Raw genomic sequence first — 23,432 nt, 5'->3', positions numbered from 1 at the left:
TAAAGGAGGAGCTACAATAGGCCAAGAAATCTTTCATCAGATAGCAGAGAGAACTAATGGGGATGTATATATCGGTGTTGTAGGACCTGTACGAGTTGGTAAGTCTACTTTTGTGAAGAAAATGATGGAGTCAATTGTGCTCCCGAATATCGTTGAAGAGGAAGATCGCAAAAGAGCACTGGACGAGCTGCCTCAAAGTTCACCAGGTCCTGTCATTATGACTGCGGAACCAAAGTTTGTTCCTGCACAAGGAACACAAATTACTATTGGGGAAAGTGAAATACCTTTCCGAATTCGTTTTGCGGATTGTGTTGGGTATATTATTGACGGTGTTAAAGGTTATGAGGATGAGAATGGTCCTAAATATGTCCATACACCATGGCATAGTGAGGCAATTCCATTCCAAGAAGCTGCAAAAATTGGTACTGATAAAGTAATTAGAGATCATGCCAATATTGGAGTTGTTGTAACTACTGATGGTACAGTAAACGGCATTTCAAGACATGCAGCTCAAGTTGCCGAAGCAGAAATTATTGAGCAATTAAAAGACATCGGCAAACCATTTGTTATTATTCTAAACAGTAGTATACCAAGCCATAGTAATACAGTTGCACTTCGCAATGAATTATTTGAACATTACGGGGTTCCAGTTATTGCTGTCGCAATCGATCAAATGTCTATTCGTGATATGGAGTACATTTTACAAGAAGCATTATATGAATTCCCAGTAGAAGATATTGAGGTTGAAAAACCAGATTGGTTAGATGTATTGGATGCTACACACCCTGTGAATCAAACATTAACAGATTCAGTGGGGAATGTACTTGATTCCATTACAAAAATCCGAGATGTATCTCAAGCTGCTGAGGAATTAAAACAAATTGATTTCATTGAAGATAGTGTCATTGAAAGGGTAGATGCTGGTTTAGGTGTTGCCACAGTTAGAATTACATTAAAACCAGATGTTTACAAAGCTGTATGCAATGAATGGTTAGATCAACCAATTGAAAGTAAAAAAGATTGGTTACTATTCATTAAACAAGCTGCTGAGGCAAAACATGTGCAAGCGAAGTTCCACGCAGCGATTCAAGATGCTGTTGAAAATGGATATGGTGTAACACTTCCGACTTTGGAAGAGTTTGAACCAAGTGAGCCAGAGATTATTAAGCAAAATAATTTCTATGGTGTACGCATGAAAGCAGCAGCACCGTCTTATCATGTGATTCGTGTTGATATGGCAACAGAATTTGCTCCGTTAATCGGAACAGAATTCTATGCACAACAACTTTTAAAAGATTTACATTATGCTTATAAGCATGACCGTGATGCGTTATGGGAAACTCAACTATTCGGTACACCGTTACATCAAGTGTTAACAGAGGGAATTCGTTATAAAATGAATTCAGTTCCACCGAATGCGAAGAAGAGAATGCGTCAAACGATTGAAAGAATGGTTAATGAAGGTGACCGCGGACTAGTAACGTTCATTATCTAAATTAAAAAAACGACGTAAATTTACGTTGAATAATTATTAGGACTTTTCATTCAATAGGTGAAAAGTCCTTTTGTTTGTGTAAATTTTTAAAAATCCGTATAAATTGAGTAATAACATGAATAAATACAGTTGCACCAAGGTTTTCTATATGTTACTCTTTTTACATGATTTAGGTATAGGACCCTTTGAGAGGAGGTGAATAGTGTGAATAAAACAGAATTAGTAAACTCTGTTGCTGAAGCTGCAGCTCTTTCTAAGAAAGACGCTTCTAAAGCAGTTGAAGCTGTATTTGATACAATTCAAGATGCACTTGCAAAGGGTGACAAAGTACAATTAATTGGTTTTGGTAACTTTGAAGTACGTGAACGTGCGGCTCGTAAAGGTCGTAACCCACAATCTGGAGAAGAAATCGAAATCGCTGCTAGCAAAGTACCTGCCTTTAAACCAGGGAAAGCTCTTAAGGATGCTGTTAAATAATAGCATCAGCAGTTACATAGAGTAGCCATCAATTTCATGATGGCTACTCTTTTTTAAATAGTTTATAATGAGTTGTATTTATTTTTTGTTAAAGCAATTTAACACAACTAAATACTCATTTAGTTTTTTCTCATCATATTAAATTTCAGGTTTTTCCATACATATTAATTTTTTCAATTTCAGTCGAGTAATAACTTTTTTAAATTGAACAACCTTTTTTGCGATTCAAGTTGGTATATGCTACGATTCATTCAGAAAGTGTCGCGAAGTAGTTTTAGGAGGATATTTATGTCAAATGTTGATTTAATGAAAATACAAGAAGCTATAAAAATGATTTTAGATGCAGTAGGTGAAGATGTAAATCGTGAGGGTTTACTAGATACTCCTAAACGTGTTGCCAAAATGTATGAAGAAATGTTTAGTGGAATTGGGCAAGATCCAAAAGAATTCTTCAGTACAGTATTTCATGAAGATCATGAAGAATTAGTTCTCGTTAAAGATATTCCATTTTACTCGATGTGTGAACATCATTTAGTACCTTTTTATGGGAAAGCGCATATTGCATACATACCAAGAGATGGACGAGTAGCTGGATTAAGTAAGCTTGGACGTTGTGTTGAATCCGTTGCACGAAGACCGCAATTACAAGAAAGAATAACATCTACAGTTGCAGACAGCATTATGGAAATGCTAACTCCGCATGGTGTTTATGTCGTTATTGAAGCTGAACATATGTGCATGACTATGCGCGGTTTAAAAAAACCTGGCTCTAAAACAGTTACTTCTGTTGCAAGGGGTATATTCGAAACAGACGATGCAAAACGTAATGAAGTAATTTCATTTATTCAAATGTCTTAATTATTACAAATGATTATGATATGATGTACAAAGAAAACGGTACCTTAGGAGAAATAAAAAATGACAAATCCAGATTATATTATCATTCGAGCAGAAGAAGATGGCGTTCATGTAATCGGTTTAACTCGTGGTACAGATACAAAGTTCCATCACTCTGAAAAATTAGATGCAGGTGAAGTAATGATCGCTCAATTTACAGATCATACATCTGCTATGAAAATTCGTGGGAAAGCACAAATTTATTCTGCACATGGTGTTGTAGAAAGTGGTAATAAAAAGTAAAATGTTTTGGTATTGAAAATAGAATAAGTAACATTGTTAGTCAAAAATCTAAACTAACATTATCTTTTGTGAATATTAATTTCTTGTTTAGTAAATGTACATAATTAGAGTATTACAATGTTACGGCCTTAAGTGAGCGTCACAATAATTTATGACATGTTATTATTGAGTACCTCGGTTAAGCACATTTGAAATTATCAAGCATTCGCACTTAAAGTGGAATGGAGTATTAGAATGGATGCGACATACATTAAGAAAAAAATAGAACAATTTAAAACAACAATTAACAACCAACTACACCATAGTACTTTGTTGAAATATATAGATGATCCTATTTTAAATGATGAACAGCTCTTTTATTTGTTACTGCCTCTTTTTAACGGTGAACAATGGGACGAAGACTTAAACATAAGTGCAGTAACAGTAGCAATGGTACATGCGAGTTTAAACGAGCATGAAAAGATTGATGAATATCATGCAACAAGTAAGGAACAACAACTTACAGTACTTTCTGGGGATTATTACAGTGGCCGTTATTATCAAGCATTAGCCAATACAGGCAATGTTTTATTAATACGGGAAATGTCCAAAGGAATTGCTACTCGTTGCGAACAACAAATTAAAGTTTATGAAAAAAATAAGTTAACGATTCAAGATTGGTTTGATTACATAGTTTCTATTGAAACGGAACTTATTAATAAATTTTATTCAATCTATGAATTCGATAAATATTATACAATCATGACAAATGGATTAGTCTTGCAAAGACTACAAAGAGAATTATTGAATTACCAAAATGGTCAAACATCAACTTTTATAAAGATGATTCAGTCTTGCCTGGACTCATCTGATTCATTTGATAAAGTAATTGGCCAAAAGGTGAACAAGCTAAAGGATCAGACGAATGAATTTCTTCAAACGTCTACTCTAAATGACGAGCTAAAGTTATACATAAAGAATCAGTTAGCACTTGTTCAAAAGTAGAAAGGTTTTGAAAAAATGGCAAAATCAAAAGAAGAACGTGTACATGAGGTTTTTGAAAATATATCTGAAAGCTACGATAAGATGAATTCAGTTATTAGTTTTCAATTACATGTAAAATGGCGAAAAGACACAATGAAACGTATGGATGTGAAGCCAGGTTCAAAATGCCTTGACGTTTGTTGTGGTACCGCTGATTGGACTGTTGCATTAGCACAGGCAACAGGTGAATCAGGTATGGTAAAAGGCCTTGATTTTAGTAAAAATATGTTGAAAGTCGGGGAAGAAAAAGTTAAACCTTACCCTCAAATTGAACTAATTCATGGAAATGCTATGGAATTACCATTTGAAGACAATACATTTGATTATGTAACGATTGGTTTTGGTTTAAGAAATGTTCCTGATTATATACAAGTATTAAAAGAAATGAATCGAGTGTTAAAACCAGGTGGAATGGCTGTTTGTTTGGAAACATCTCAACCTGAAATGCCTGGATATAGACAATTGTTCCGGTTTTACTTTAAAAATATAATGCCGTTATTTGGTAAACTTTTCGCAAAAAGTTATCAAGAATATTCTTGGTTACAAGAGTCTGCAAATGAATTTCCAGGAATGAAGAAGCTCTCAACTATGTTTGAGGAAGCGGGCTTTACAAAAGTAAATTATAAAGGGTATAGCGGTGGGGCTGCTGCTATGCATATGGGCTTTAAAAAAGAAATCTAGTGGGAAGTGTGATCGCGTGGAAAAGATGAAGTTAAAAATGCTCTATACTGACTTAAAGCAGGATATAGACATCATCGAAAAAGAATTAGAAGAAGCGTTGAACTCGTCTTCACACTTGATTTATGAAGCATCACTCCATTTATTGCAAGCGGGCGGAAAACGAATTCGCCCTGTTTTTGTTTTAATTAGTGCGAAGTTTGGGAACTATGATATAGACCGTGTTAAAAATATCGCTGTTCCTTTGGAATTGATTCATTCGGCATCGCTTGTTCATGATGATGTTATTGATAATTCCGATATGAGAAGAGGTCAACATACAGTAAAGGCACAGTGGAATAATCGAGTTGCGATGCATACTGGTGATTATATTTTTGCACGTGCACTTGAATATGTTACGAAAATTGAGAACAAAAAAGTACATCAAATTCTCGCACATACAATGGTTGAAATTGTAAATGGTGAAGTCATCCAAATTGAAGATAAGTTTCGTTTACATCAAAATCTAAAAGATTATTTTAGAAGAATTAAAAGAAAAACCGCACTTTTAATTGAATCAAGCTGCGAACTAGGAGCAATTGTTGCTGATTGTGATCCTAAAGTAGTTAAAAATCTTAAAAGATATGGTTATTACGTTGGGATGAGTTATCAAATTATTGATGATATTTTAGATTTTACATCTACAGATAAAGAATTAGGAAAACCTGCTGGTAGTGACTTGTTACAAGGAAATATTACCTTACCAATACTTTTGTTAAAGGATCATCAAGAAATTCAACAATTTATTGAGCGTGCTTCAAATGGGACAGTGACTGAGCAAGAACGCTTAGAAATGCTACAAATAGTACGTAATTCTGATGCTATTAAAAAATCGATGCAAATAAGTAATCAATACTTAGTGAAAGCTTTAAAAGAAGTAGAAGCATTACCGAATAACCCAATGAAAAAGAAATTACGTGATGTTGCGTTATTTATTGGCAAACGAAAATTCTAAATTACCTAATGTTTTATAATAACTTAAATATTATTAAACATCTTAGTTGACCTGATTTATGTTATTTTGGTAATATTTATCGGTAGGTGCTAATACCTGTATATGATATTAAGGAGTGTATAAAGAAATGGCTATCGAAAAAACTTTTATAATGGTTAAACCAGATGGTGTTAAACGCCAAGTAGTTGGAGATATTATCGACAGATTTGAACGTCGTGGATTTGAACTTAAAGGTGCAAAACTAATCAACGTACCACGTGAACTTGCAGAAGAACATTATGCAGAGCACAAAGAACGCCCATTCTTCGGTGAATTAGTTGAATTCATCACTTCTGGACCAGTTTTTGCAATGGTTTGGGAAGGTGAAAACGTTATTAAATTAGCACGTATTATGATGGGTGCTACAAAACCAGAAGAATCTCAACCAGGAACAATCCGTGGTGACTATGCAGTTACTATTTCTGAAAACGTTATTCACGGTTCTGATTCTCCAGCTTCTGCTGAACGTGAAATTAGCCTATGGTTCGGTGAAGGTTTAGCGTAATAATTTTAAAGACAAAGCCAAGTTAGGCTTTGTCTTTTTTTAATATTCACTATTGCGTATAATAATGTTATAGAAAAAAGTGGAATGGGGGATTTAATGGGATATTTTTTCTGGGCGGTTATAGGTATTATTGCAGTTGCTGGAATTGTAACCGATTATCTTCATAAACAATCGAAATTAAAAATAGAAGCTACGAGACAGGAAATTGAACTCGAAAAACTCAGGCAGGAAAATTTCATGCTTGAAACTGAAAAATTACGTTTAGAAATAGAGCAAAGTAGACAACGGCTTTCCCTTGATTATAATCACAAAGATCCGAATGAAAAGGAAAGTAAAAGTTAGCTAAAACGTTTCGTTTATAGATTCAATTTAAAGAACGACAATATACTATGTTCGTTCTCTTTTTTATTTTCTTTTGTAATGTTTTATTAGATAATACATATATGGTAAAAAATGATAACTAGGAGGTTTTGTTTGTGGAACCATTTATTTTTGTATGGGGTATTTTACTTATTTGTGCCTCTATTCCGATTACTGCGATTGTAACCCACCATTTTAGAAAACAATCGAGATTAAAGTTAGAAGCTTTAAAGTATGAAATTGAATTAGAAAAACAAAGAAAGGAAAGTTATGTTATTGAATCCGAAAAACTTCGATTAGAAATAGAACAAACTAGACAACAACTTGCTTTAGACCAACCATTTGCTAGAACACATAACTTACCAAAAGAATAGCGAAATGTTGTAGTCCCTACCTATTATATGACAATCGTTTGTAAAATCTTTCAAAATTATTTTGAAAATGGTTATTTTAAGCTATAATTGATATATGTCATATAGGGGGAAAGATACAAATGTCAGACTATGAACAATTTATAGAAGGTATTAAGCGAAAAACAGGTATAGACTTAGGTTTATATAAAGAAGCGCAAATGAAACGACGGTTAACATCCCTATACGAAAAAAGAGGATTTCGAAATTTTGTAGAATTTTTATATGCTTTAGAAAAAGATCGAGATTTAATGAATGAATTTTTAGATCGCATGACTATTAATGTATCGGAATTTTATCGAAATGGAAAGCGTTGGGAAGTTTTACAAGAGAAAATTTTCCCATTGCTATTAAAACAAAATCGTAGACTTAAAATTTGGAGTGCTGCTTGTTCAACAGGAGAAGAGCCATATACGATTTCCATGGTTCTTTCAAATTACTTACCGCTCTCTCAAATACAAATATTAGCGACTGATATTGATGAAAATGTTATACAAAAAGCAAAACTAGGATTATATCCTGAAAGATCCCTTGCTGAAGTCCCAGAAAATATGAAATCAAAATATTTTATCAACGAAGAACCCTATTTTAAAATTAAAGATGAAATTAAGCATACAGTTACATTCAAAAAACACAACTTGTTAAGAGATGTATACGATACAAATTTTGATTTAATTGTTTGTAGAAACGTTATGATTTATTTTACCGAAGAAGCGAAAGATCAAATTTACCAAAATTTTAGTAACTCATTACGTTCAGGTGGAATATTATTCGTTGGTTCTACAGAACAAATATTTAACCCAGCAAGATACGGATTTGAAGTTGAAGATACGTTCTTTTATCGGAAAAAGTAAGATAACTATATTATCTAGAAATGGTGGGACTCTATAAGAGTCTCTTTTTGTTTATTAAAGTGTTGAATAAGTAGCAATTTTCTTAAGAATTTCAAAATATTTAATTATTGTGAAATACTTAAGAAAAGCCAATGTATTTTCGGTTATAATATGATAAGATAAAAATTACCATACTTTAGCGAGTTGAAGGGAGAAAGTGTTTGATGCGTTATTTAACAGCAGGGGAGTCACATGGCCCCCAATTAACTACTATTATCGAAGGGTTACCATCCCTTTTACCAATAACAGCAGAACAAATTAACTACGATTTAAAACGTCGTCAAGGTGGACATGGCCGAGGCAGACGAATGCAAATAGAAAAGGATTTAGTTGAAATTGTTGGTGGCGTCAGACACGGTAAAACATTAGGTTCTCCAGTTGCGTTAGTCGTAAAAAATGATGATTGGAAACATTGGACAAAAATTATGGGTGCAGATCCACTGCCGGAAGATGTCGATCCTGATGAAATTAAACGACAAGTGTCTCGTCCACGTCCTGGACATGCTGATTTAGTTGGTGGTATGAAATATGGACACCGAGATCTTCGTAATGTACTTGAACGTTCAAGTGCGCGTGAAACAACAGTCCGTGTAGCTGTTGGTTCTGTTGCAAAATTGTTATTAAAAGAACTTGGGATATCTATTGTTTCCCACGTAACTGAAATTGGCGGTGTGAAAGCTGATCCAACAAAAGCAGAAGGAAAGTCGGCTGACGAAATTCGTAAAATTGTTGAAGAGGATCCTGTTTATTGTCTTGACCCTGAAGCTTCTGCAAAAATGGTTGAACTAATTGACGAAACAAAAAAAGAAGGAAACTCTATTGGTGGAGTTGTCGAAGTAATTATTGAAGGTCTTCCTGCCGGCATTGGATCATATGTGCATTATGATCGTAAGCTAGATGGAAAATTAGCTCAAGCAATGCTATCAATTAATGCTTTTAAAGGTGTAGAATTTGGACTAGGGTTTGAAATGGCTCGTAAAAAAGGTTCAGATGTTCACGACGAAATCCTTTGGAGTGAAGAAGAAGGATATACACGTGGAACAAACCGTTTAGGTGGATTAGAAGGTGGTATGACAACTGGTATGCCAATCGTTGTTCGTGGTGTTATGAAACCTATTCCAACTTTATATAAACCACTACAAAGTGTTGATATTGAAACGAAAGAACCATTTAAAGCAAGTGTTGAACGTTCGGATGCATGTGCTGTACCCGCTGCATCAATCGTTGCTGAAAATGTCATTGCATGGGAGATGGCTAAGGCAATTGTTGAACAATTCCACAGTGACCAATTACCACAATTAAAAGCACAAATTGATGAAATGCGTAAATACTCGAAGGAGTTTTAATTATGAGAATTCCCGTAAATACAGCATCTCATTCATATGAAGTTGTAATTGGAAATGGAATATTAGGAAAAGCTCTACATTCATATAACGAGTTAATTGAAAAATCTGATCAAATCATCGTTTTAACAGACGAAAATGTTTGGGAAGCACAAAAACAATATTTCCAGAATCATATTTCCATACCTTTCGAAGTGTATATTATGCCACCTGGTGAGACTTGTAAAAGTTTCGAAAATTATTTTAATGTTCAATCATTCTTACTAGAAAGAAATTGTACAAGAAAATCATTGGTGCTTGCTTTCGGTGGAGGGGCAGTAGGGGATGTAGCAGGATTTGTTGCTGCAACGTATATGAGGGGAGTACCATTCATACAAATTCCGACGACTATTTTAGCCCACGACTCTGCTGTTGGTGGAAAAACAGCCATTAACCATCCACAAGGCAAAAATATGATTGGAGCATTTTATCAACCACAAGCAGTAATTTATGATACGCAATTACTCACGTCTTTAAGTGAGAAAGAAATTCGATCTGGAATGGCTGAAGTTGTTAAACATGCTCTAATCTCGAATAATGAATGGTTACAAGATTTAATGCAATCATCCATAACAAAATTAGATTCTAATAGTTTAGCAGAGCATTTGAAAAAAGGAATTGAAGTAAAAGCAAAAATTGTAGAGGAAGATGAAACAGAGCAATCTGTTAGAAAATATCTTAACTTTGGTCATACATACGGGCATGCAATAGAAGCAGCTGCTGGATACGGTGGGCTTAGTCATGGAGAAGCTGTCATGATAGGTACAGTGTATGCATTGCTTTTAAGCAGTCGATATGGACAAGTAAGTAAAGACTTTTCAAAGCAATTTTTGCAATTCGCACATGCAAATGGCTATCCTATCAAACAAGTATTCCAATATACTTTTGATACGTTAAAACCGTACTTATTGAAAGATAAAAAGAATGAGTACGGAGTTTTAAAATTTGTTTTATTGGAAGAAGTAGGTAAACCCTTTGTGCAATCAATTGAAGTGGAAGAATGCAAAGAAGTCGATCAAGAATTTAGAAATTTAATACAGGAGGTATGCAAATGATCCGTGGAATAAGAGGCGCTACGACGATTGAAGCAAATCTCCCAGAGATGATTTATATAGAAACAGCTCAATTAGTTGAAGAAATCGTAGAAAAAAATAAAATCCAACCAGAAGATATAGTATCTGTAGTTATCACAACGACACCGGATGTTAATACTGCTTTTCCAGCAAAAGCAGTACGCACATTAGAAGGGTGGCAATTCGTACCAACGATGTGCATGCATGAAATGAATGTCCCAGGTTCTTTACCTCTTTGTATTCGAGTGTTAATGCATGTGAATACAGATATTCCACAAAAAGACATTCAACATATCTATTTGAATGGTGCTGTCGTTCTTAGACCTGACTTAGTTAAGTAAAAATCTGTAATAAGGGAGTCTTATGTTATGAAATGGAAGCAACAACTTAATGGAATGAAAGCTTATCAACCAGGTAAGCCAATTGAAGAAGTACAAAGAGAATACGGATTAGAAAAAATCGTAAAATTAGCTTCCAATGAAAATCCGTACGGTTTCTCACCTAAAGTGAAAGAATTTTTAGAATCAGATTATACAAACCATGCTATATACCCAGATGGCTATGCTCAAAACTTGCGTACTGCTGTCGCTAAACATTTAGGTGTAAAAGAAACTGCTTTAATGTTTGGTAACGGTTCAGATGATTTAATTGCTATTATTACACGCGCATTATTATATCCTGGAGTTAATACAGTGATGGCAAATCCATCATTTTCTCAATACAGTCATAACGCAGAAATTGAAGGTGCTGATATTAAACAAGTTCCTCTAAAAGATGGAAAGCATGATTTACCTGCGATGTTAGATGCAATTGATGAAAATACGGCTGTCGTATGGGTATGTAATCCAAATAACCCTTCAGGTACAATTGTTTCGGATGAGGAATTAAGTGAATTTATTCAAAAAGTACCTAGTGAAGTTTTAATTGTATTGGATGAAGCTTATTATGAGTACGTAAATGCACCTGAATTTAAGGATACGCTTCATTATGTAAATGAGTATCCAAATGTATTAATTTTACGTACATTCTCAAAAGCATATGGACTAGCTTCTTTCCGTGTTGGATATGCGATTGGAAATGATGAGGTAATTGCAAAGTTAGATCCTGTACGTGCACCATTTAACAATACTATTCTTAGTCAAAAAGTAGCGATTATTGCTTTAGAAGACCAAGAATTTATAAAAGAATGTACAGAGAAAAACGAAAAAGGTAAAAAACAATTCGTTGAATTCTGTGAAAAACATAACTTAAATTATTATCCATCACAAACGAATTTTATATTATTTGAAGTGAAAACGGATAGTGATGTTGTATTTAAAGAAATGATGAAACGTGGTTTTATTATTCGAAGTGGCAATGCCTTAAGTTCACCAGGTTATATCCGTGTAACCATTGGTACAGAAGAGCAAAACGAAGAATTTTTACGCTTACTTGAAGAAGTGCTGAAAGAACAAGGAGTATTTGCATGACCAGAAATGTTCTTGTCATTGGCCTTGGCTTAATTGGAGGATCGATTGCTTTATCTTGTCAAAAAGCACCTCAAACAAAAATCTATGGTTATGATGTTCTAGACAAAACTAGAGAGCTTGCTGCGACGTTAAACATCGTTCACGAAGTTGTGTCGGATGTGAAACAAGCAGCAAGTATTGCAGATGTTATTATATTTGGTACGCCTGTTAATGTAACTCTCCAATGGATGGATGAATTAAAAAATTGGCCATTAAAGAAAGATGTAGTTATAACTGATACAGGTAGCACTAAATCTTTAATAATGGAAAAAGCGAAAGAGTTAAAGGATATAGGGATTACTTTTATCGGCGGACATCCAATGGCAGGTTCCCATAAAAGTGGTGTAACGGCAGCAAGACAGTACTTATTTGAAAATGCGTATTATATGCTAACTCCATTCGATGATGAGGATGGAAGGCAGATAATTAAACTTGAACAGCTGTTAAAATTCACCCTTGCAAAATTAGTGAAGGTTGATGCTAAAGAACATGATCATATGACGGCGGTCGTAAGTCATTTCCCACATATCGTAGCTGCTTCACTTGTTCACCAATTAAATGGAGAGAAAGAACAATACCCTATGACAGCTTTATTAGCTGCAGGGGGATTCCGCGATATAACTCGTATTGCATCTTCCAATCCATACATTTGGAGGGACATTACACTTCAAAATCGAAAAGAATTACTAGATCAACTTGATGTATGGCAAGAAGAAATGAATCATGTACGTTCAATTTTAGAAAATAACGATGATCAATCCATTGAAAACTATTTTGCAGTAGCTAAAAATGTTCGAGACCAATTACCAATTTCAACAGGTGCATTCTATACAACCTATGATTTGTATGTAGATATTCCAGACTATCCAGGGGTAATCTCAGAAGTTACTGGTTATTTAGCAGAAGACAATATAAGTATTACAAACATTCGAATTCTAGAAGCCCGAGAAGATATATTCGGGATTTTAGTCATTAGTTTTCAAACGAGCGAAATTCGTGAACAAGCGGTAAAATGTTTACAACGCCGTACAAAGTTCGAAATGCATATTGCATAAAACTAAAATAGTTCTTCAAATTTGAAAGGAGTCATCGCCAATGCCTCATTCTAAAATACTTGATTACCCAAACGTTAGGTTGCAAGGCACAATCGAAGTGCCAGGCGATAAATCCATATCACATCGCTCGATTATGTTTGGAGCAATCGCAAAAGGTAAAACAACTGTAAGTGGCTTTTTACTTGGAGAAGATTGTTTAAGTACAATTGATTGTTTCCGAAAATTAGGTGTTGAAATTGATGTAGAGGGCACAAATGTTACGATTAATAGTTCTGGCATTCATGAATGGAAAGAGCCGAAAGAAGTTCTTTATACCGGTAATTCTGGTACAACAACAAGATTAATGTTAGGTATATTAGCAGGAACAACATTACATACAGTAATGACTGGTGATGATTCAATCGGAAAACGTCCAATGCGTCGAGTTGCAGACCCATTAAGGTTAATGGGTGCTCAAATTGCAGGTAGAGACAATGGTCAATATACCCCTCTTGCTATTCAAGGGACACAACTTAAAGCAATTGATTATACGATGCCTGTTGCTAGTGCCCAAGTGAAATCAGCTATTTTACTTGCTGGGTTACAAGCAGAAGGTACAACGATTGTCCGAGAAAAAGAAGTTTCAAGGGATCACACTGAACGAATGTTAAAACAATTCGGTGGAAGTGTAACCGTTGATAATGGTGTCGTTTCAATCGAAGGTGGACAAAAGTTAACAGGGACACATGTAAATGTTCCTGGAGATGTATCCTCAGCAGCATTCTTTTTAGTTGCAGGTGCGATTGTTCCGAATAGTGAAATTACATTACAAAATGTCGGCGTAAATCCAACTCGTTCAGGTATTATTGATGTACTTGAAAAGATGGGTGCGCAAATATCAGTGCAAATTGAGGACGAAAATGCAGCAGAACCGACTGCTACAATTACTATTCAATCTTCTCAATTAGAAGGAACAACAATTGAAGGGGATATTATTCCACGTTTAATAGATGAAATCCCAATCATCGCATTACTTGCGACACAAGCAAAAGGTAAAACAATTATTCGAAATGCAGAGGAACTTAAAGTTAAAGAAACTGACCGCATCGTTGCTGTAGTAACAGAATTACAAAAATTAGGTGCAAACATAGAAGCTACTGAAGATGGAATGATCATTGAAGGTCCTACTAAACTACATGGTGGTCAATTGAAATCTTACGGAGACCATCGTATAGGTATGACGGCTGCAGTTGCTGCTCTAATAACAGATACACCAGTTGAACTTGACGATGCTGATTGTATCGCTGTATCTTATCCAACATTTTTTGAACATGTGAATGCACTTGTTCATTAATAATAGTGAAGTAACTCTCCTTTTTGTGGGAGAGTTTTTTCTTGTATTGTTTAGTAATTCTCATGTAGCATAAGGTTGATAATAAAGAGATTAGGTGAATAAATTGACAAACCAAATGAATGAAATGATTGAAGCCATACAAAATGGCGACTTAAAGAAAATGGATACATTTATTGATAACTTTTTGCTAAACGAATCTCCTGAACAACAATATGAAATTGCTGAATTATTCATGCAATATGGATACTTGCAAGAAGCAAATAGAGTACTAGAACATTTACAATTTTTATTTCCTGAAGAAGCGCAAATTTCAATTGACAAAGCTTCAGTTTTAATCGAATTAGGTGATGAAGATGAAGCGTTAGAGTTATTAATGAGTATTCAACCTGAAGCACCTGAATATCCACAAAGTCTATTATTGTTAGCAGATTATTACCAAATGCAAGGTTTATATGAAGTAGCAGAAGCTCGTATTAATGAAGCGATGGAAATTCTTCCTCACGAACCATTATTACAGTTTGCAAAAGCTGAAATATTATTTGAAACTGGTCGTTTTACTGAATCTGCACGAATCTATGAAGAACTACACGAAAAAGAAAAAACAATAGCAGGGGTATTATTAGCTGAAAGGCTTGCAGAAGTATACCGTTCTGGAGGAGCATTTGAAACAGCTTTAGACTTTTACATGGAAGCCCTTGAAGAAAAAGTGACTCCAGATTTACTTTTTGGATCAGGATATGCGGCATTCCAGTCGCAGAAATATGAGTTGGCAACTAAGCAGCTGGAAGATTTAAAAGAATTAGATCCAGATTACTTTAGTGCGTATTTATTATTAGCTGAAAGTTATGCAATGATAGAAGACAACAGAAAAGCATATGCTGTAATTCAAGAGGGCATTAAACGGGATGAATACGAAAAATCCTTTTATTTATTTGCTGGGAAAATGGCACTAAAAAATGGTTTGCCAAATGAAGCAATTAATTATTTACAAGAAGCAATTGCCCTTGACCCTGAATATATAGATGCAATTGTAGTATTAATGTCGATTTATGCTCATGAAGAAAGCTATGAGGAAATCATTGATCTATATGAAGAACTGCAACGGAACAATTATCAAATTAGTACTATCCTACCAAATGTGGCAAATGCATATGTAGAGGTTGAACAGTTTAAACGTGCATACGAAATTTATCAACTAGCATATAATGAATTTAAAGATGATTCGTCGTTTTTAGAAAAATATTGTTATTTCTTGATAGAAGATGGAAAAAGACAGGAAGCCCGTGAAATTGTTAACCAATTAATTGTCCTGGAGCCTTCAGAAGAACATTGGGTTGATTTACTAGATAGTCTTGATTAAAGGAGGGAAAGCGAATGACTTCTTCCGTTCCGCTCGTCGACAAAAAAGCATTTGTCAGGTGGTTTCTTAAGAATTTCCAGTTAAAGCGTAGAGAGTGTGTCTGGATATTGAACTATCTACTGAGTAACGATAATTTGCTTGAAAATATTCACTTTGTAGAAGAGGCACATTATTGCCCCCGAGCGATTGTCATGTCTAGTGTTGATTCAAGTGGAGTACCGTTTAGGTTTTATAAAGGAAATATTATGACAAGTGATGCCGAAAAGTCGTTTCATGATCTCCGTTTACATCCAAATGAAAGTATGTATATCCAGTTGAATTTCCCTAATGTACCACCTAGTCAACAATATTTAGCTGTGTTAGAGGAAAATCCGTATATGCCAAAGTTTCTTCATATTAGCGAAAAAGACAGAGTAATTGCGGAAGAATTATTAAATAGTAGTATGTTAGCTTTTCAAGAAGAGAAGTTGATGAAGGAAATTGATGAAGCATTAGATGAAGGCGATAAAGAAAAGTTCTATGAGCTTTCCAACTTATTACAAGAGTTAAAACAAACATCAAAAAATCGTTGATTGTAAAAACAGTGGGGGGTTTCCCTGCTGTTTTACAATGAAGTTAAATGCTCAATATTTCACAAACAGATTTATATCTATGAATTAAACGTTCTTTATATTTTTGTTTTATATATGTTTGAGAACAAAATTAGTTTCCGATACTAAAAAAATCGATTATTGGAGGAATATCAATGTATTATAATGTTCAAGATGTTACACAGTTCCAATCTCAAAAAGATTTTATAGATACAGTTATAATTCCCTTACTATCTGTAAATCTTAAAGAAGACATGATTAAACAATCCAGTTCAGCAACACAATATTTAATGTCATTAACTGCATTTATAGAACAACAGTTTAAGGGTCGAATCATGTTAATGCCACCATTTACGTATATTGAACAATTTAAAGAGTCTATTTCTCCATTAGACATTCAAGAAGAGTTTCGGAATGCTGGATTTAAACATGTTCTATTTATAACTTGCGATCATAGTTGGACAAGCCTTAAGGAAAAAATCGATGTCATATGGTTACCATCAATTCCACTAGAGTCGATGGATCAAACTGTGAAGAAGACAATATTAGAAGATCAACTGAAACAGGTAATTCCTATATTATCTTCCAAATGGTCTCAAAATTAGAAATTAGTTTCATTAAATGTTCACAATCTTTCCAAATGAAAGAGAATGCAATATTGACCTACCTATTTTATTGATATATCATAGATATGTCCTAGTTTTATTATTTGTAAAAGTATGTCCGTTGGACTGACCTTTTAGTTAGAGGGGGGAAAAGGATGAGTAACAATCGAGTTACGAGACGTCAATTTCTAAACTACACATTAACAGGTGTTGGTGGATTTATGGCGGCTGGAGTTTTAATGCCAATGTTGCGTTTTGCAATAGATCCAGCTCTTCAAGTGAAAGCAGAAGGTGATTTTGTACAAACTAGCACTAAAATTGCTGATATTACTGAAGAACCAATAAAAGTAGATTTCACATTTGAACAAGTTGATGCTTGGTACAAATCTGACGTTACAGAGGCTGCATGGGTTTATAAGGATGGCGATAGAATTATTGCACTTTCGCCAGTATGTAAACACTTAGGCTGTACTGTTAACTGGAATGGTGATTCAGCTCACCCAAATCAATTCTTCTGTGCTTGTCACGCTGGACGTTATGAAAAAACAGGTAAAAACATACCTGGTACACCACCATTAGGTCCATTAGACGAGTATGAAGTTTCCGAAAAAGATGGTTTTTTAATGCTTGGGAAAAAAATCGCAAATACTTTAGTTTAATTAGTTAGGGGGTAGACAATTGTGCTAAACAAAATTTATGATTGGGTCGATGAGCGTTTAGATATTACTCCTATTTGGCGTGATATTGCCGACCACGAAGTGCCAGAGCACGTTAACCCTGCACATCACTTTTCAGCATTCGTATACTGTTTCGGTGGACTAACATTCTTTGTTACTGTTATTCAGATCTTATCAGGTATGTTCTTAACAATGTATTACGTGCCAGACGTTGAGAATGCATGGAAATCAGTTTATTATTTACAAAACGAAGTTGCTTTCGGTGAAATTGTTCGCGGTATGCACCACTGGGGAGCTTCATTAGTTATCGTAATGATGTTCTTACATACGCTTCGTGTATTCTTCACAGGTTCGTATAAGAAACCTCGTGAACTAAACTGGATTGTAGGCGTTTTAATTTTCTGTGTAATGTTAGGCTTAGGTTTCACAGGATATTTACTTCCTTGGGACATGAAAGCGTTGTTTGCAACGAAAGTAGGTCTTGAAATTGCAGGTTCTGTACCGTTCTTAGGAGATCTTATTAAGATCTTATTAGCAGGTGATGCTGAAATTATCGGTGCTCAAACGTTAACTCGTTTCTTTGCAATTCATGTATTCTTCTTACCTGCTGCACTATTTGCTTTACTTGCAGCACACTTTATCATGATTCGACGTCAAGGTATTTCAGGACCACTATGATCCAAACAAATGTTTTTATGATTTCACTTTTGACTTAAGGAGGGGACACTATGCAACGCGGAAAAGGAATGAAATTCGTTGGTGATTCTCGTGTAAAAGCGAACGGTCGTATGGTAAACCAACCAAAAGATTATTCCGAATATCCTGGTAAAACAGAAGCTTTCTGGCCAGACTTCTTATTAAAAGAATGGATGGTTGGTGCTGTTTTCTTAATCGGGTATCTTTTGTTAACTGTTGCGCACCCATCACCACTTGAAGGTCCAGCAGACCCAACAAATGCATCATATATTCCATTACCAGACTGGTACTTCTTATTCTTGTACCAATTATTAAAATACACTTACGCTTCAGGTCCTTACAACATCATTGGAGCAATTATTATTCCAGGATTAGCAATAGGTGCTTTAATCTTAATGCCATTCCTTGATAAGGGACCAGAACGTCGTCCATCAAAAAGACCAATTCCTACTGCTTTAATGGTATTAGCAGTAGCTGCTATGTTCTATTTAACTTGGGAATCAGTAGTTAACCACGACTGGGAAGCTGCTAAAGCTCAAGGTGCTATTACTGACAAACATTTAGGATTATTACCTGATGTAGAGATTGATGAAACTGCACCAGGTTATGAAATTTATCAAGCACAAGCATCATGTGTAGGTTGTCACGGTGGTGACTTAGCAGGTGCTGGTGGTCCTATGTTATTAGGTAACGAATTAACTGCTGAAGAGGTTGCAGAAGTTATTGTTAACGGACGCGGCGGAATGCCAGCAGGTGCTTTCCAAGGTACTGACGAAGAACTTCAACAATTAGCTGAGTTCATCGCAAGTTTGAAAGAAGCAGAATAATAGTTTAGTCTATAAAGAGAGTCGGGAAACTGACTCTCTTTCATTTTAATTTAAATGACATTACTATACATATTTGTTCAATATTTTGTAAAATATATATGAAATAAAATTGCTTTATATACATATATTCATAAATTATTTAACATATGACAAACTATTTAGGAGGCTTTCTATGAGATTGTTAATGCAGTTGTGGTACTTGTTAACACACAAATCTTTTCTAACTCTATTATTAATTGTAAATGTTGCAGGTACGATCTACGGCTACATTTGGTATGGCTCGCAATTGGAAAAGACAGAGCCACAGTTTCTCATTTTTGTACCAGATAGCCCCACTGCAAGCTTATTTTTCTCCCTTGCTATTATTGGTTGGCTATTAGGGAAAAATTTTAAATTAATAGAAGCATTAGCACTTGTTACATTAGTGAAATATGGAATATGGGCTGTTGTTATGAATTTGTTAACTCTGTATGAAAATGGCTATCTAGAACCATTAGCATGGATGTTAGTAATTTCTCATTTCATGATGGCACTAGAAGCGATTATTTATATAGGAAAATATAGATTTACATATTTCCACGTAATCATTGCAGCTATTTGGACATTGCATAATGATGTAATTGACTATGTATATGGACAATATCCGTATTACCATGTTGTTGCAAAATATCCAAATCATATAGGTTATTTTACATTTTGGCTATCGATTGTATGTATTGCCATCGCTTATTTTGCACATAATAGGAAAGAATATTTGCATAAACAATAAATAATTATTAAAATTATATTATAGTAATTCTAAAAGTAGAAAGGGAGAGAGAATTGCCTGGAGGAATGTTTATAATTTACTTTCTGGTCATCTTGCTTTTACCAATTTATGCACAATTAAAAGTAAAAAGCACATATAAGAAGTTCTCAAGAGTACCTGCAGAAAAAGGAATGACAGGTGCGCAAGTAGCACGAATGATTTTAGATCAACACGGTTTATATGATGTACGTGTTGTACCGACTCAAGGTGTTTTATCTGACCATTATAATCCAATGACTAAAACGGTAGCATTATCAGAAGATAACTACTATAATTCTTCTCTTGCTGGTACAGCGGTAGCAGCTCACGAAGTTGGACATGCAATCCAACATAAAGAAGCATATTCATTCTTAACATTACGCTCTAAATTAGTACCTGTTGCAAATATTTCTTCCAATGCATCTTGGATTTTTGTATTAATCGGTATTTTTGCTCAAGCATCTGGTTTTTTATTATTAGGGATTGTATTATTAGCAGCTGGAGTATTATTCCAAATCGTTACGCTTCCTGTTGAATTTGATGCCTCAAAACGGGCAATGAACGAAGTAGTATCATTAGGAATTATTAACAACAGCGAGGAAAGAAGTGCTAAAAAAGTTTTAAGTGCAGCTGCAATGACATATGTTGCCGCAGCAGCAGTAGCTGTATTAGAGTTACTTCGTTTAATCTTAATTTATACAAATATGAGATCTGATGACTAATTGAGAGAATTATATTTGAATTTAAAGACCAAATCGGGGGTTCGATTTGGTCTTTTCTTATTTTTTATTAGCATAAATAAAAATAAAATTCCATTAAAATAGTACTCCGTTTAATATTCAGTCATTTTCATTAATAAGATATGTTAAGTGAGCGGTTGAAACCGCTTTCGAAAGTGAATCTGAAAGGAGAGATGCAAATGAACTTAGACTATGGGAAGTTATTTTTGTTTGGAATTCTCACACTGATCGTTCTTATTTGCTTAGTAATATATTCAGTCACGTTATCATATCAAATTTTAGAACCATATATGGTGAAAGAAGTATACGAACCATTTAGAATAAGTAATCAATGATTTTCTTAAAATTTCCTCAAAAATAAAAGGGCTTGACTTTAAATAATGCCAAGCCCCTTTTCATGTTAGCTTTCAATTCTAAATCCTTCCCCGGTTACATCTTTCACATCTATGATGGAAACGAAAGCATTTGGGTCAATTCTTCGAATCGCTGATTTTAATCGTACGATTTCATTTCGAGCAACGATACAATATAATACGTCTTTTGATTGTTTTGTAAAATGTCCATATCCGTGAAAGACGGTTAATCCTCGTTCCATTTCATTTGTTATATAATCTGCTATTTCATTTGGATTGTTTGATATAATAAGTGCTGCTTTTGCTGAATATGCACCTTCTTGTACCATATCAATCACACGAGCCCCTAAATAAACAGCAACAAGAGTATACATCATTGAACGTCCATCTAAGAATGTTAGTAAGGATGCAACTAAAACGAATGCATCGAATGTAAACATTGTCTTACCCATACTCCAACCAAAGAACTTTTGGACAAGTCGAGCAATAATATCAACCCCACCTGTAGTTCCTCCGCAACGGAATATAATTCCTAAACCTACACCAACAAATACCCCTGCAAATAGGGATGCTAAAAACAAATCATTTTGTAAATTCATATCGATTTCATAAAATTGAGCGATTTTTAAAAATATAGAAACTGCAAAAGTACCGATCAATGTATAAACAAACTGTTTGCGTCCTAGTAATCGCCATCCTAAAATAAACATTGGAATATTTAATAGAAGGTTCATTAATGCTGGGTCCCAATTAAGGGTAAAATAAAGTATTAAAGTGATTCCACTAAATCCACCTTCACCAAGTCCATTTTGCATATTAAAATGGACAAATCCGAAACTAAATATTGCAGCACCTAATAGTATTCCAACGATTTCTTTTACATATTTCATATTTTGCCCTCACTTTTTGGAACTACAAAAATCTTTCACAATCAACATAATTATGTTTTATTTTTCTTCTTTTGACAACAGTATGCCAAATTATATACGATGTTATAAGAAAGATTTACTTCATTCTATTTGATAATGACTACTTAACACTTTTAACATTTACAAAAAGGTCGAAAAATAGACTGACCAAATAATTGATTAATTGCTTTACATGAAGGGACGATTTACAATGACGATACGAGTAGCAATAGCAGGTGCAAGAGGAAGAATGGGATCAGAAGCTGTAAAAGCAGTGACGAAAAAAGAGGGCATGGAGCTGGTCGCAGCACTGGATTATAAACATGTTGGTGATAGTTTAGCGGAACTTGAAATGTTTTCACCAAATTTAAATGTACCAATTTTTACTAATCTTACTCAACTTATAGAAGATACTAAACCGGATGTATTAATTGATTTAACAAATCCACAATCTGTATATGAACATACAAAAGTAGCGCTTTTACATAATGTGCGACCAGTAGTTGGAACAACAGGCTTTACTGACGAGCAGTTAAATGAATTAAAAACTCTTGCGGAAAATAGTAAAGTTGGTTGTATTATTGCCCCGAACTTCGCTATTGGTGCAATTTTAATGATGAAGTTCGCAAAAGAAGCTGCAAAATATTTACCTGATGTTGAAATTATTGAACTACATCATGATCGTAAACTAGACGCACCATCTGGAACAGGACTTAAAACTGCACAACTAATTGCAGAAGTTAGAAGTGAAAGAAAACAAGGACATCCAAATGAAAAAGAAACGATTGATGGAGCTCGAGGAGCGGAGTTTGAAGGAATGCGTATTCATTCAGTTCGACTTCCTGGTTTAGTAGCACACCAAGAAGTATTATTTGGTGGAGATGGACAACTTCTTACAATTCGACACGATTCATATAATCGTGAATCATTTATGGGTGGCGTATTATATTGCGTAGAAGCGGTTATGACAATAGAAAATTTAGTTTATGGCCTTGAGAATTTAATTTAATTAAAAATGCAGTATCTAATATGCAGTATTTTTTGTAAATCAATTGTAAAATTCGAGAACGAAATTAATTACGTAATTGATATAGAATGGAATGAAGAAGATGAAAATTGCATTAATTGCCCATGATCGAAAAAAGGATAGTCTTGTTGAATTTGCTATTGCATATAAAGAAATATTAAAAGAACACGAACTTTTTGCTACAGGTACAACTGGACAAAGAATTATAGATGAAGTGGGTCTTTCAATTACAAGGTTCCGCTCAGGTCCACTGGGAGGAGACCAGCAGATTGGTGCAATGATTGCGAACAATGATATGGATATGGTGATATTTTTCCGTGATCCATTATCAGCTCAACCTCATGAACCAGATGTAACAGCGCTTGTCCGCCTATGTGATGTGTACCATATTCCATTAGCAACAAATATGGGAACTGCAGAAATTCTATTAAAAGGATTACAAGAAGGTTTTGTCGATTGGCGTCTAATTGAAGAGCGTAGACAATAAAATATTGGTA

General features: G+C 34.5%; 28 protein-coding genes. 27 read left to right on the top strand and 1 reads right to left on the bottom strand.

Annotation, left to right across the window (positions count from 1 at the left end; genetic code table 11):
* Nucleotides 1-16: 16 nt before the first annotated feature.
* The 25 genes from spoIVA (at nt 17) to CRO45_RS07000 (ending at nt 20,629) form a co-directional block, all read left to right on the top strand.
* Nucleotides 17-1,495 carry a stage IV sporulation protein A gene (gene spoIVA / locus CRO45_RS07120; protein ID WP_097148955.1) on the top strand — a complete coding sequence of 493 codons (1,479 nt, stop codon included), beginning with the start codon at nt 17-19 and terminating at the stop codon, nt 1,493-1,495.
* 204 nt (nt 1,496-1,699) lie between these two features.
* Nucleotides 1,700-1,972, top strand: coding sequence for an HU family DNA-binding protein (locus tag CRO45_RS07115; RefSeq protein ID WP_036183797.1), 273 nt, complete (start codon nt 1,700-1,702; stop codon nt 1,970-1,972).
* 288 nt (nt 1,973-2,260) lie between these two features.
* Entirely contained in the window at nt 2,261-2,830 is a 570-nt protein-coding gene (folE, locus tag CRO45_RS07110; protein ID WP_097148954.1) for a GTP cyclohydrolase I FolE, read from the top strand.
* 60 nt (nt 2,831-2,890) lie between these two features.
* Nucleotides 2,891-3,112 carry a trp RNA-binding attenuation protein MtrB gene (gene mtrB / locus CRO45_RS07105; RefSeq protein ID WP_097148953.1) on the top strand — a complete coding sequence of 74 codons (222 nt, stop codon included), beginning with the start codon at nt 2,891-2,893 and terminating at the stop codon, nt 3,110-3,112.
* Between the two features lie 234 nt (nt 3,113-3,346).
* A complete protein-coding gene (locus CRO45_RS07100) occupies nt 3,347-4,096 on the top strand; it encodes a heptaprenyl diphosphate synthase component 1 (RefSeq protein WP_097148952.1) in 750 nt (249 codons plus the stop codon).
* Between the two features lie 15 nt (nt 4,097-4,111).
* A complete protein-coding gene (locus tag CRO45_RS07095) occupies nt 4,112-4,816 on the top strand; it encodes a demethylmenaquinone methyltransferase (RefSeq protein ID WP_097148951.1) in 705 nt (234 codons plus the stop codon).
* Between the two features lie 16 nt (nt 4,817-4,832).
* Nucleotides 4,833-5,807 (top strand): heptaprenyl diphosphate synthase component II, encoded by a 975-nt coding sequence (gene hepT, locus CRO45_RS07090; RefSeq protein WP_097148950.1) that lies wholly within the window; start codon nt 4,833-4,835, stop codon nt 5,805-5,807.
* 127 nt (nt 5,808-5,934) lie between these two features.
* Nucleotides 5,935-6,351 carry a nucleoside-diphosphate kinase gene (ndk, locus tag CRO45_RS07085; protein WP_097148949.1) on the top strand — a complete coding sequence of 139 codons (417 nt, stop codon included), beginning with the start codon at nt 5,935-5,937 and terminating at the stop codon, nt 6,349-6,351.
* A 96-nt stretch (nt 6,352-6,447) separates the two neighbouring features.
* Entirely contained in the window at nt 6,448-6,693 is a 246-nt protein-coding gene (locus CRO45_RS07080; RefSeq protein WP_097148948.1) for a hypothetical protein, read from the top strand.
* Between the two features lie 134 nt (nt 6,694-6,827).
* A complete protein-coding gene (locus tag CRO45_RS07075; protein ID WP_212613419.1) occupies nt 6,828-7,085 on the top strand; it encodes a hypothetical protein in 258 nt (85 codons plus the stop codon).
* A gap of 119 nt (nt 7,086-7,204) precedes the next feature.
* Nucleotides 7,205-7,975: a CheR family methyltransferase gene (locus CRO45_RS07070; protein WP_097148947.1), complete on the top strand. Its 771-nt coding sequence runs from the start codon at nt 7,205-7,207 to the stop codon at nt 7,973-7,975.
* Nucleotides 7,976-8,178: 203 nt separating this feature from the next.
* The gene (gene aroC / locus CRO45_RS07065; protein ID WP_097148946.1) at nt 8,179-9,360 is read left to right on the top strand and encodes a chorismate synthase; all 1,182 of its coding nucleotides are present in this window, start codon (nt 8,179-8,181) and stop codon (nt 9,358-9,360) included.
* 2 nt (nt 9,361-9,362) lie between these two features.
* Complete coding sequence (aroB, locus tag CRO45_RS07060; RefSeq protein ID WP_097148945.1) at nt 9,363-10,451, top strand: 3-dehydroquinate synthase; 1,089 nt, start codon at nt 9,363-9,365, stop codon at nt 10,449-10,451.
* Nucleotides 10,448-10,810: a chorismate mutase gene (gene aroH / locus CRO45_RS07055; RefSeq protein WP_097148944.1), complete on the top strand. Its 363-nt coding sequence runs from the start codon at nt 10,448-10,450 to the stop codon at nt 10,808-10,810. The genes aroB and aroH overlap by 4 nt, the downstream gene beginning before the upstream one ends.
* 27 nt (nt 10,811-10,837) lie before the next feature.
* Nucleotides 10,838-11,938 carry a histidinol-phosphate transaminase gene (gene hisC, locus CRO45_RS07050; RefSeq protein WP_097148943.1) on the top strand — a complete coding sequence of 367 codons (1,101 nt, stop codon included), beginning with the start codon at nt 10,838-10,840 and terminating at the stop codon, nt 11,936-11,938.
* A complete protein-coding gene (locus CRO45_RS07045; protein ID WP_097148942.1) occupies nt 11,935-13,032 on the top strand; it encodes a prephenate dehydrogenase in 1,098 nt (365 codons plus the stop codon). The genes hisC and CRO45_RS07045 overlap by 4 nt, the downstream gene beginning before the upstream one ends.
* 40 nt (nt 13,033-13,072) lie before the next feature.
* Nucleotides 13,073-14,365, top strand: a complete 1,293-nt coding sequence (gene aroA / locus CRO45_RS07040) for a 3-phosphoshikimate 1-carboxyvinyltransferase (RefSeq protein ID WP_097148941.1) — start codon at nt 13,073-13,075, stop codon at nt 14,363-14,365.
* Nucleotides 14,366-14,480: 115 nt separating this feature from the next.
* Nucleotides 14,481-15,725, top strand: a complete 1,245-nt coding sequence (locus tag CRO45_RS07035) for a tetratricopeptide repeat protein (RefSeq protein ID WP_097149006.1) — start codon at nt 14,481-14,483, stop codon at nt 15,723-15,725.
* 14 nt (nt 15,726-15,739) lie between these two features.
* Entirely contained in the window at nt 15,740-16,297 is a 558-nt protein-coding gene (locus tag CRO45_RS07030; RefSeq protein ID WP_097148940.1) for a ReoY family proteolytic degradation factor, read from the top strand.
* A gap of 173 nt (nt 16,298-16,470) precedes the next feature.
* On the top strand, nt 16,471-16,920 hold the full coding sequence (locus CRO45_RS07025) for a YpiF family protein (protein ID WP_097148939.1): 450 nt from the start codon (nt 16,471-16,473) through the stop codon (nt 16,918-16,920).
* Nucleotides 16,921-17,075: 155 nt separating this feature from the next.
* Nucleotides 17,076-17,579 (top strand): QcrA and Rieske domain-containing protein, encoded by a 504-nt coding sequence (locus CRO45_RS07020; RefSeq protein ID WP_097148938.1) that lies wholly within the window; start codon nt 17,076-17,078, stop codon nt 17,577-17,579.
* Nucleotides 17,580-17,600: 21 nt separating this feature from the next.
* Nucleotides 17,601-18,275, top strand: a complete 675-nt coding sequence (gene qcrB / locus CRO45_RS07015) for a menaquinol-cytochrome c reductase cytochrome b subunit (protein WP_097148937.1) — start codon at nt 17,601-17,603, stop codon at nt 18,273-18,275.
* Nucleotides 18,276-18,325: 50 nt separating this feature from the next.
* Nucleotides 18,326-19,120, top strand: coding sequence for a menaquinol-cytochrome c reductase cytochrome b/c subunit (locus tag CRO45_RS07010; protein ID WP_097148936.1), 795 nt, complete (start codon nt 18,326-18,328; stop codon nt 19,118-19,120).
* A gap of 172 nt (nt 19,121-19,292) precedes the next feature.
* Nucleotides 19,293-19,889, top strand: a complete 597-nt coding sequence (lhaT, locus tag CRO45_RS07005; RefSeq protein WP_097148935.1) for a lipoprotein heptaprenylglyceryl N-acetyltransferase LhaT — start codon at nt 19,293-19,295, stop codon at nt 19,887-19,889.
* A gap of 65 nt (nt 19,890-19,954) precedes the next feature.
* Entirely contained in the window at nt 19,955-20,629 is a 675-nt protein-coding gene (locus CRO45_RS07000) for a zinc metallopeptidase (protein WP_097149005.1), read from the top strand.
* 418 nt (nt 20,630-21,047) lie between these two features.
* Here CRO45_RS07000 and CRO45_RS06995 read toward each other — a convergent pair whose 3' ends face one another.
* Nucleotides 21,048-21,890 carry a YitT family protein gene (locus CRO45_RS06995; protein WP_097148934.1) on the bottom strand — a complete coding sequence of 281 codons (843 nt, stop codon included), beginning with the start codon at nt 21,888-21,890 and terminating at the stop codon, nt 21,048-21,050.
* Between the two features lie 229 nt (nt 21,891-22,119).
* Between CRO45_RS06995 and dapB the strand changes: the two genes are divergently transcribed.
* Together dapB and mgsA are read left to right on the top strand one after the other, a co-directional pair.
* On the top strand, nt 22,120-22,917 hold the full coding sequence (dapB, locus tag CRO45_RS06990) for a 4-hydroxy-tetrahydrodipicolinate reductase (RefSeq protein ID WP_097148933.1): 798 nt from the start codon (nt 22,120-22,122) through the stop codon (nt 22,915-22,917).
* A 100-nt stretch (nt 22,918-23,017) separates the two neighbouring features.
* A complete protein-coding gene (gene mgsA / locus CRO45_RS06985) occupies nt 23,018-23,422 on the top strand; it encodes a methylglyoxal synthase (protein WP_097148932.1) in 405 nt (134 codons plus the stop codon).
* Nucleotides 23,423-23,432: the final 10 nt, after the last annotated feature.

Source organism: Ureibacillus acetophenoni, from assembly GCF_900220965.1.
Taxonomy (GTDB): domain Bacteria; phylum Bacillota; class Bacilli; order Bacillales_A; family Planococcaceae; genus Ureibacillus; species Ureibacillus acetophenoni.
This window is presented reverse-complemented; position numbering and strand designations above follow the sequence as displayed.

Coding starts and splice junctions, on each gene's coding strand:
- folE (WP_097148954.1), top strand. CDS start 2,261: ATGTCAAATGTTGATTTAATGAAAATACAAGAAGCTATAAAAATGATT.
- mtrB (WP_097148953.1), top strand. CDS start 2,891: ATGACAAATCCAGATTATATTATCATTCGAGCAGAAGAAGATGGCGTT.
- CRO45_RS07100 (WP_097148952.1), top strand. CDS start 3,347: ATGGATGCGACATACATTAAGAAAAAAATAGAACAATTTAAAACAACA.
- CRO45_RS07095 (WP_097148951.1), top strand. CDS start 4,112: ATGGCAAAATCAAAAGAAGAACGTGTACATGAGGTTTTTGAAAATATA.
- ndk (WP_097148949.1), top strand. CDS start 5,935: ATGGCTATCGAAAAAACTTTTATAATGGTTAAACCAGATGGTGTTAAA.
- CRO45_RS07080 (WP_097148948.1), top strand. CDS start 6,448: ATGGGATATTTTTTCTGGGCGGTTATAGGTATTATTGCAGTTGCTGGA.
- CRO45_RS07070 (WP_097148947.1), top strand. CDS start 7,205: ATGTCAGACTATGAACAATTTATAGAAGGTATTAAGCGAAAAACAGGT.
- aroC (WP_097148946.1), top strand. CDS start 8,179: ATGCGTTATTTAACAGCAGGGGAGTCACATGGCCCCCAATTAACTACT.
- aroB (WP_097148945.1), top strand. CDS start 9,363: ATGAGAATTCCCGTAAATACAGCATCTCATTCATATGAAGTTGTAATT.
- aroH (WP_097148944.1), top strand. CDS start 10,448: ATGATCCGTGGAATAAGAGGCGCTACGACGATTGAAGCAAATCTCCCA.
- hisC (WP_097148943.1), top strand. CDS start 10,838: ATGAAATGGAAGCAACAACTTAATGGAATGAAAGCTTATCAACCAGGT.
- CRO45_RS07045 (WP_097148942.1), top strand. CDS start 11,935: ATGACCAGAAATGTTCTTGTCATTGGCCTTGGCTTAATTGGAGGATCG.
- aroA (WP_097148941.1), top strand. CDS start 13,073: ATGCCTCATTCTAAAATACTTGATTACCCAAACGTTAGGTTGCAAGGC.
- CRO45_RS07035 (WP_097149006.1), top strand. CDS start 14,481: ATGAATGAAATGATTGAAGCCATACAAAATGGCGACTTAAAGAAAATG.
- CRO45_RS07030 (WP_097148940.1), top strand. CDS start 15,740: ATGACTTCTTCCGTTCCGCTCGTCGACAAAAAAGCATTTGTCAGGTGG.
- CRO45_RS07025 (WP_097148939.1), top strand. CDS start 16,471: ATGTATTATAATGTTCAAGATGTTACACAGTTCCAATCTCAAAAAGAT.
- CRO45_RS07020 (WP_097148938.1), top strand. CDS start 17,076: ATGAGTAACAATCGAGTTACGAGACGTCAATTTCTAAACTACACATTA.
- CRO45_RS07010 (WP_097148936.1), top strand. CDS start 18,326: ATGCAACGCGGAAAAGGAATGAAATTCGTTGGTGATTCTCGTGTAAAA.
- lhaT (WP_097148935.1), top strand. CDS start 19,293: ATGAGATTGTTAATGCAGTTGTGGTACTTGTTAACACACAAATCTTTT.
- CRO45_RS07000 (WP_097149005.1), top strand. CDS start 19,955: ATGTTTATAATTTACTTTCTGGTCATCTTGCTTTTACCAATTTATGCA.
- CRO45_RS06995 (WP_097148934.1), bottom strand. CDS start 21,890: ATGAAATATGTAAAAGAAATCGTTGGAATACTATTAGGTGCTGCAATA.
- dapB (WP_097148933.1), top strand. CDS start 22,120: ATGACGATACGAGTAGCAATAGCAGGTGCAAGAGGAAGAATGGGATCA.
- mgsA (WP_097148932.1), top strand. CDS start 23,018: ATGAAAATTGCATTAATTGCCCATGATCGAAAAAAGGATAGTCTTGTT.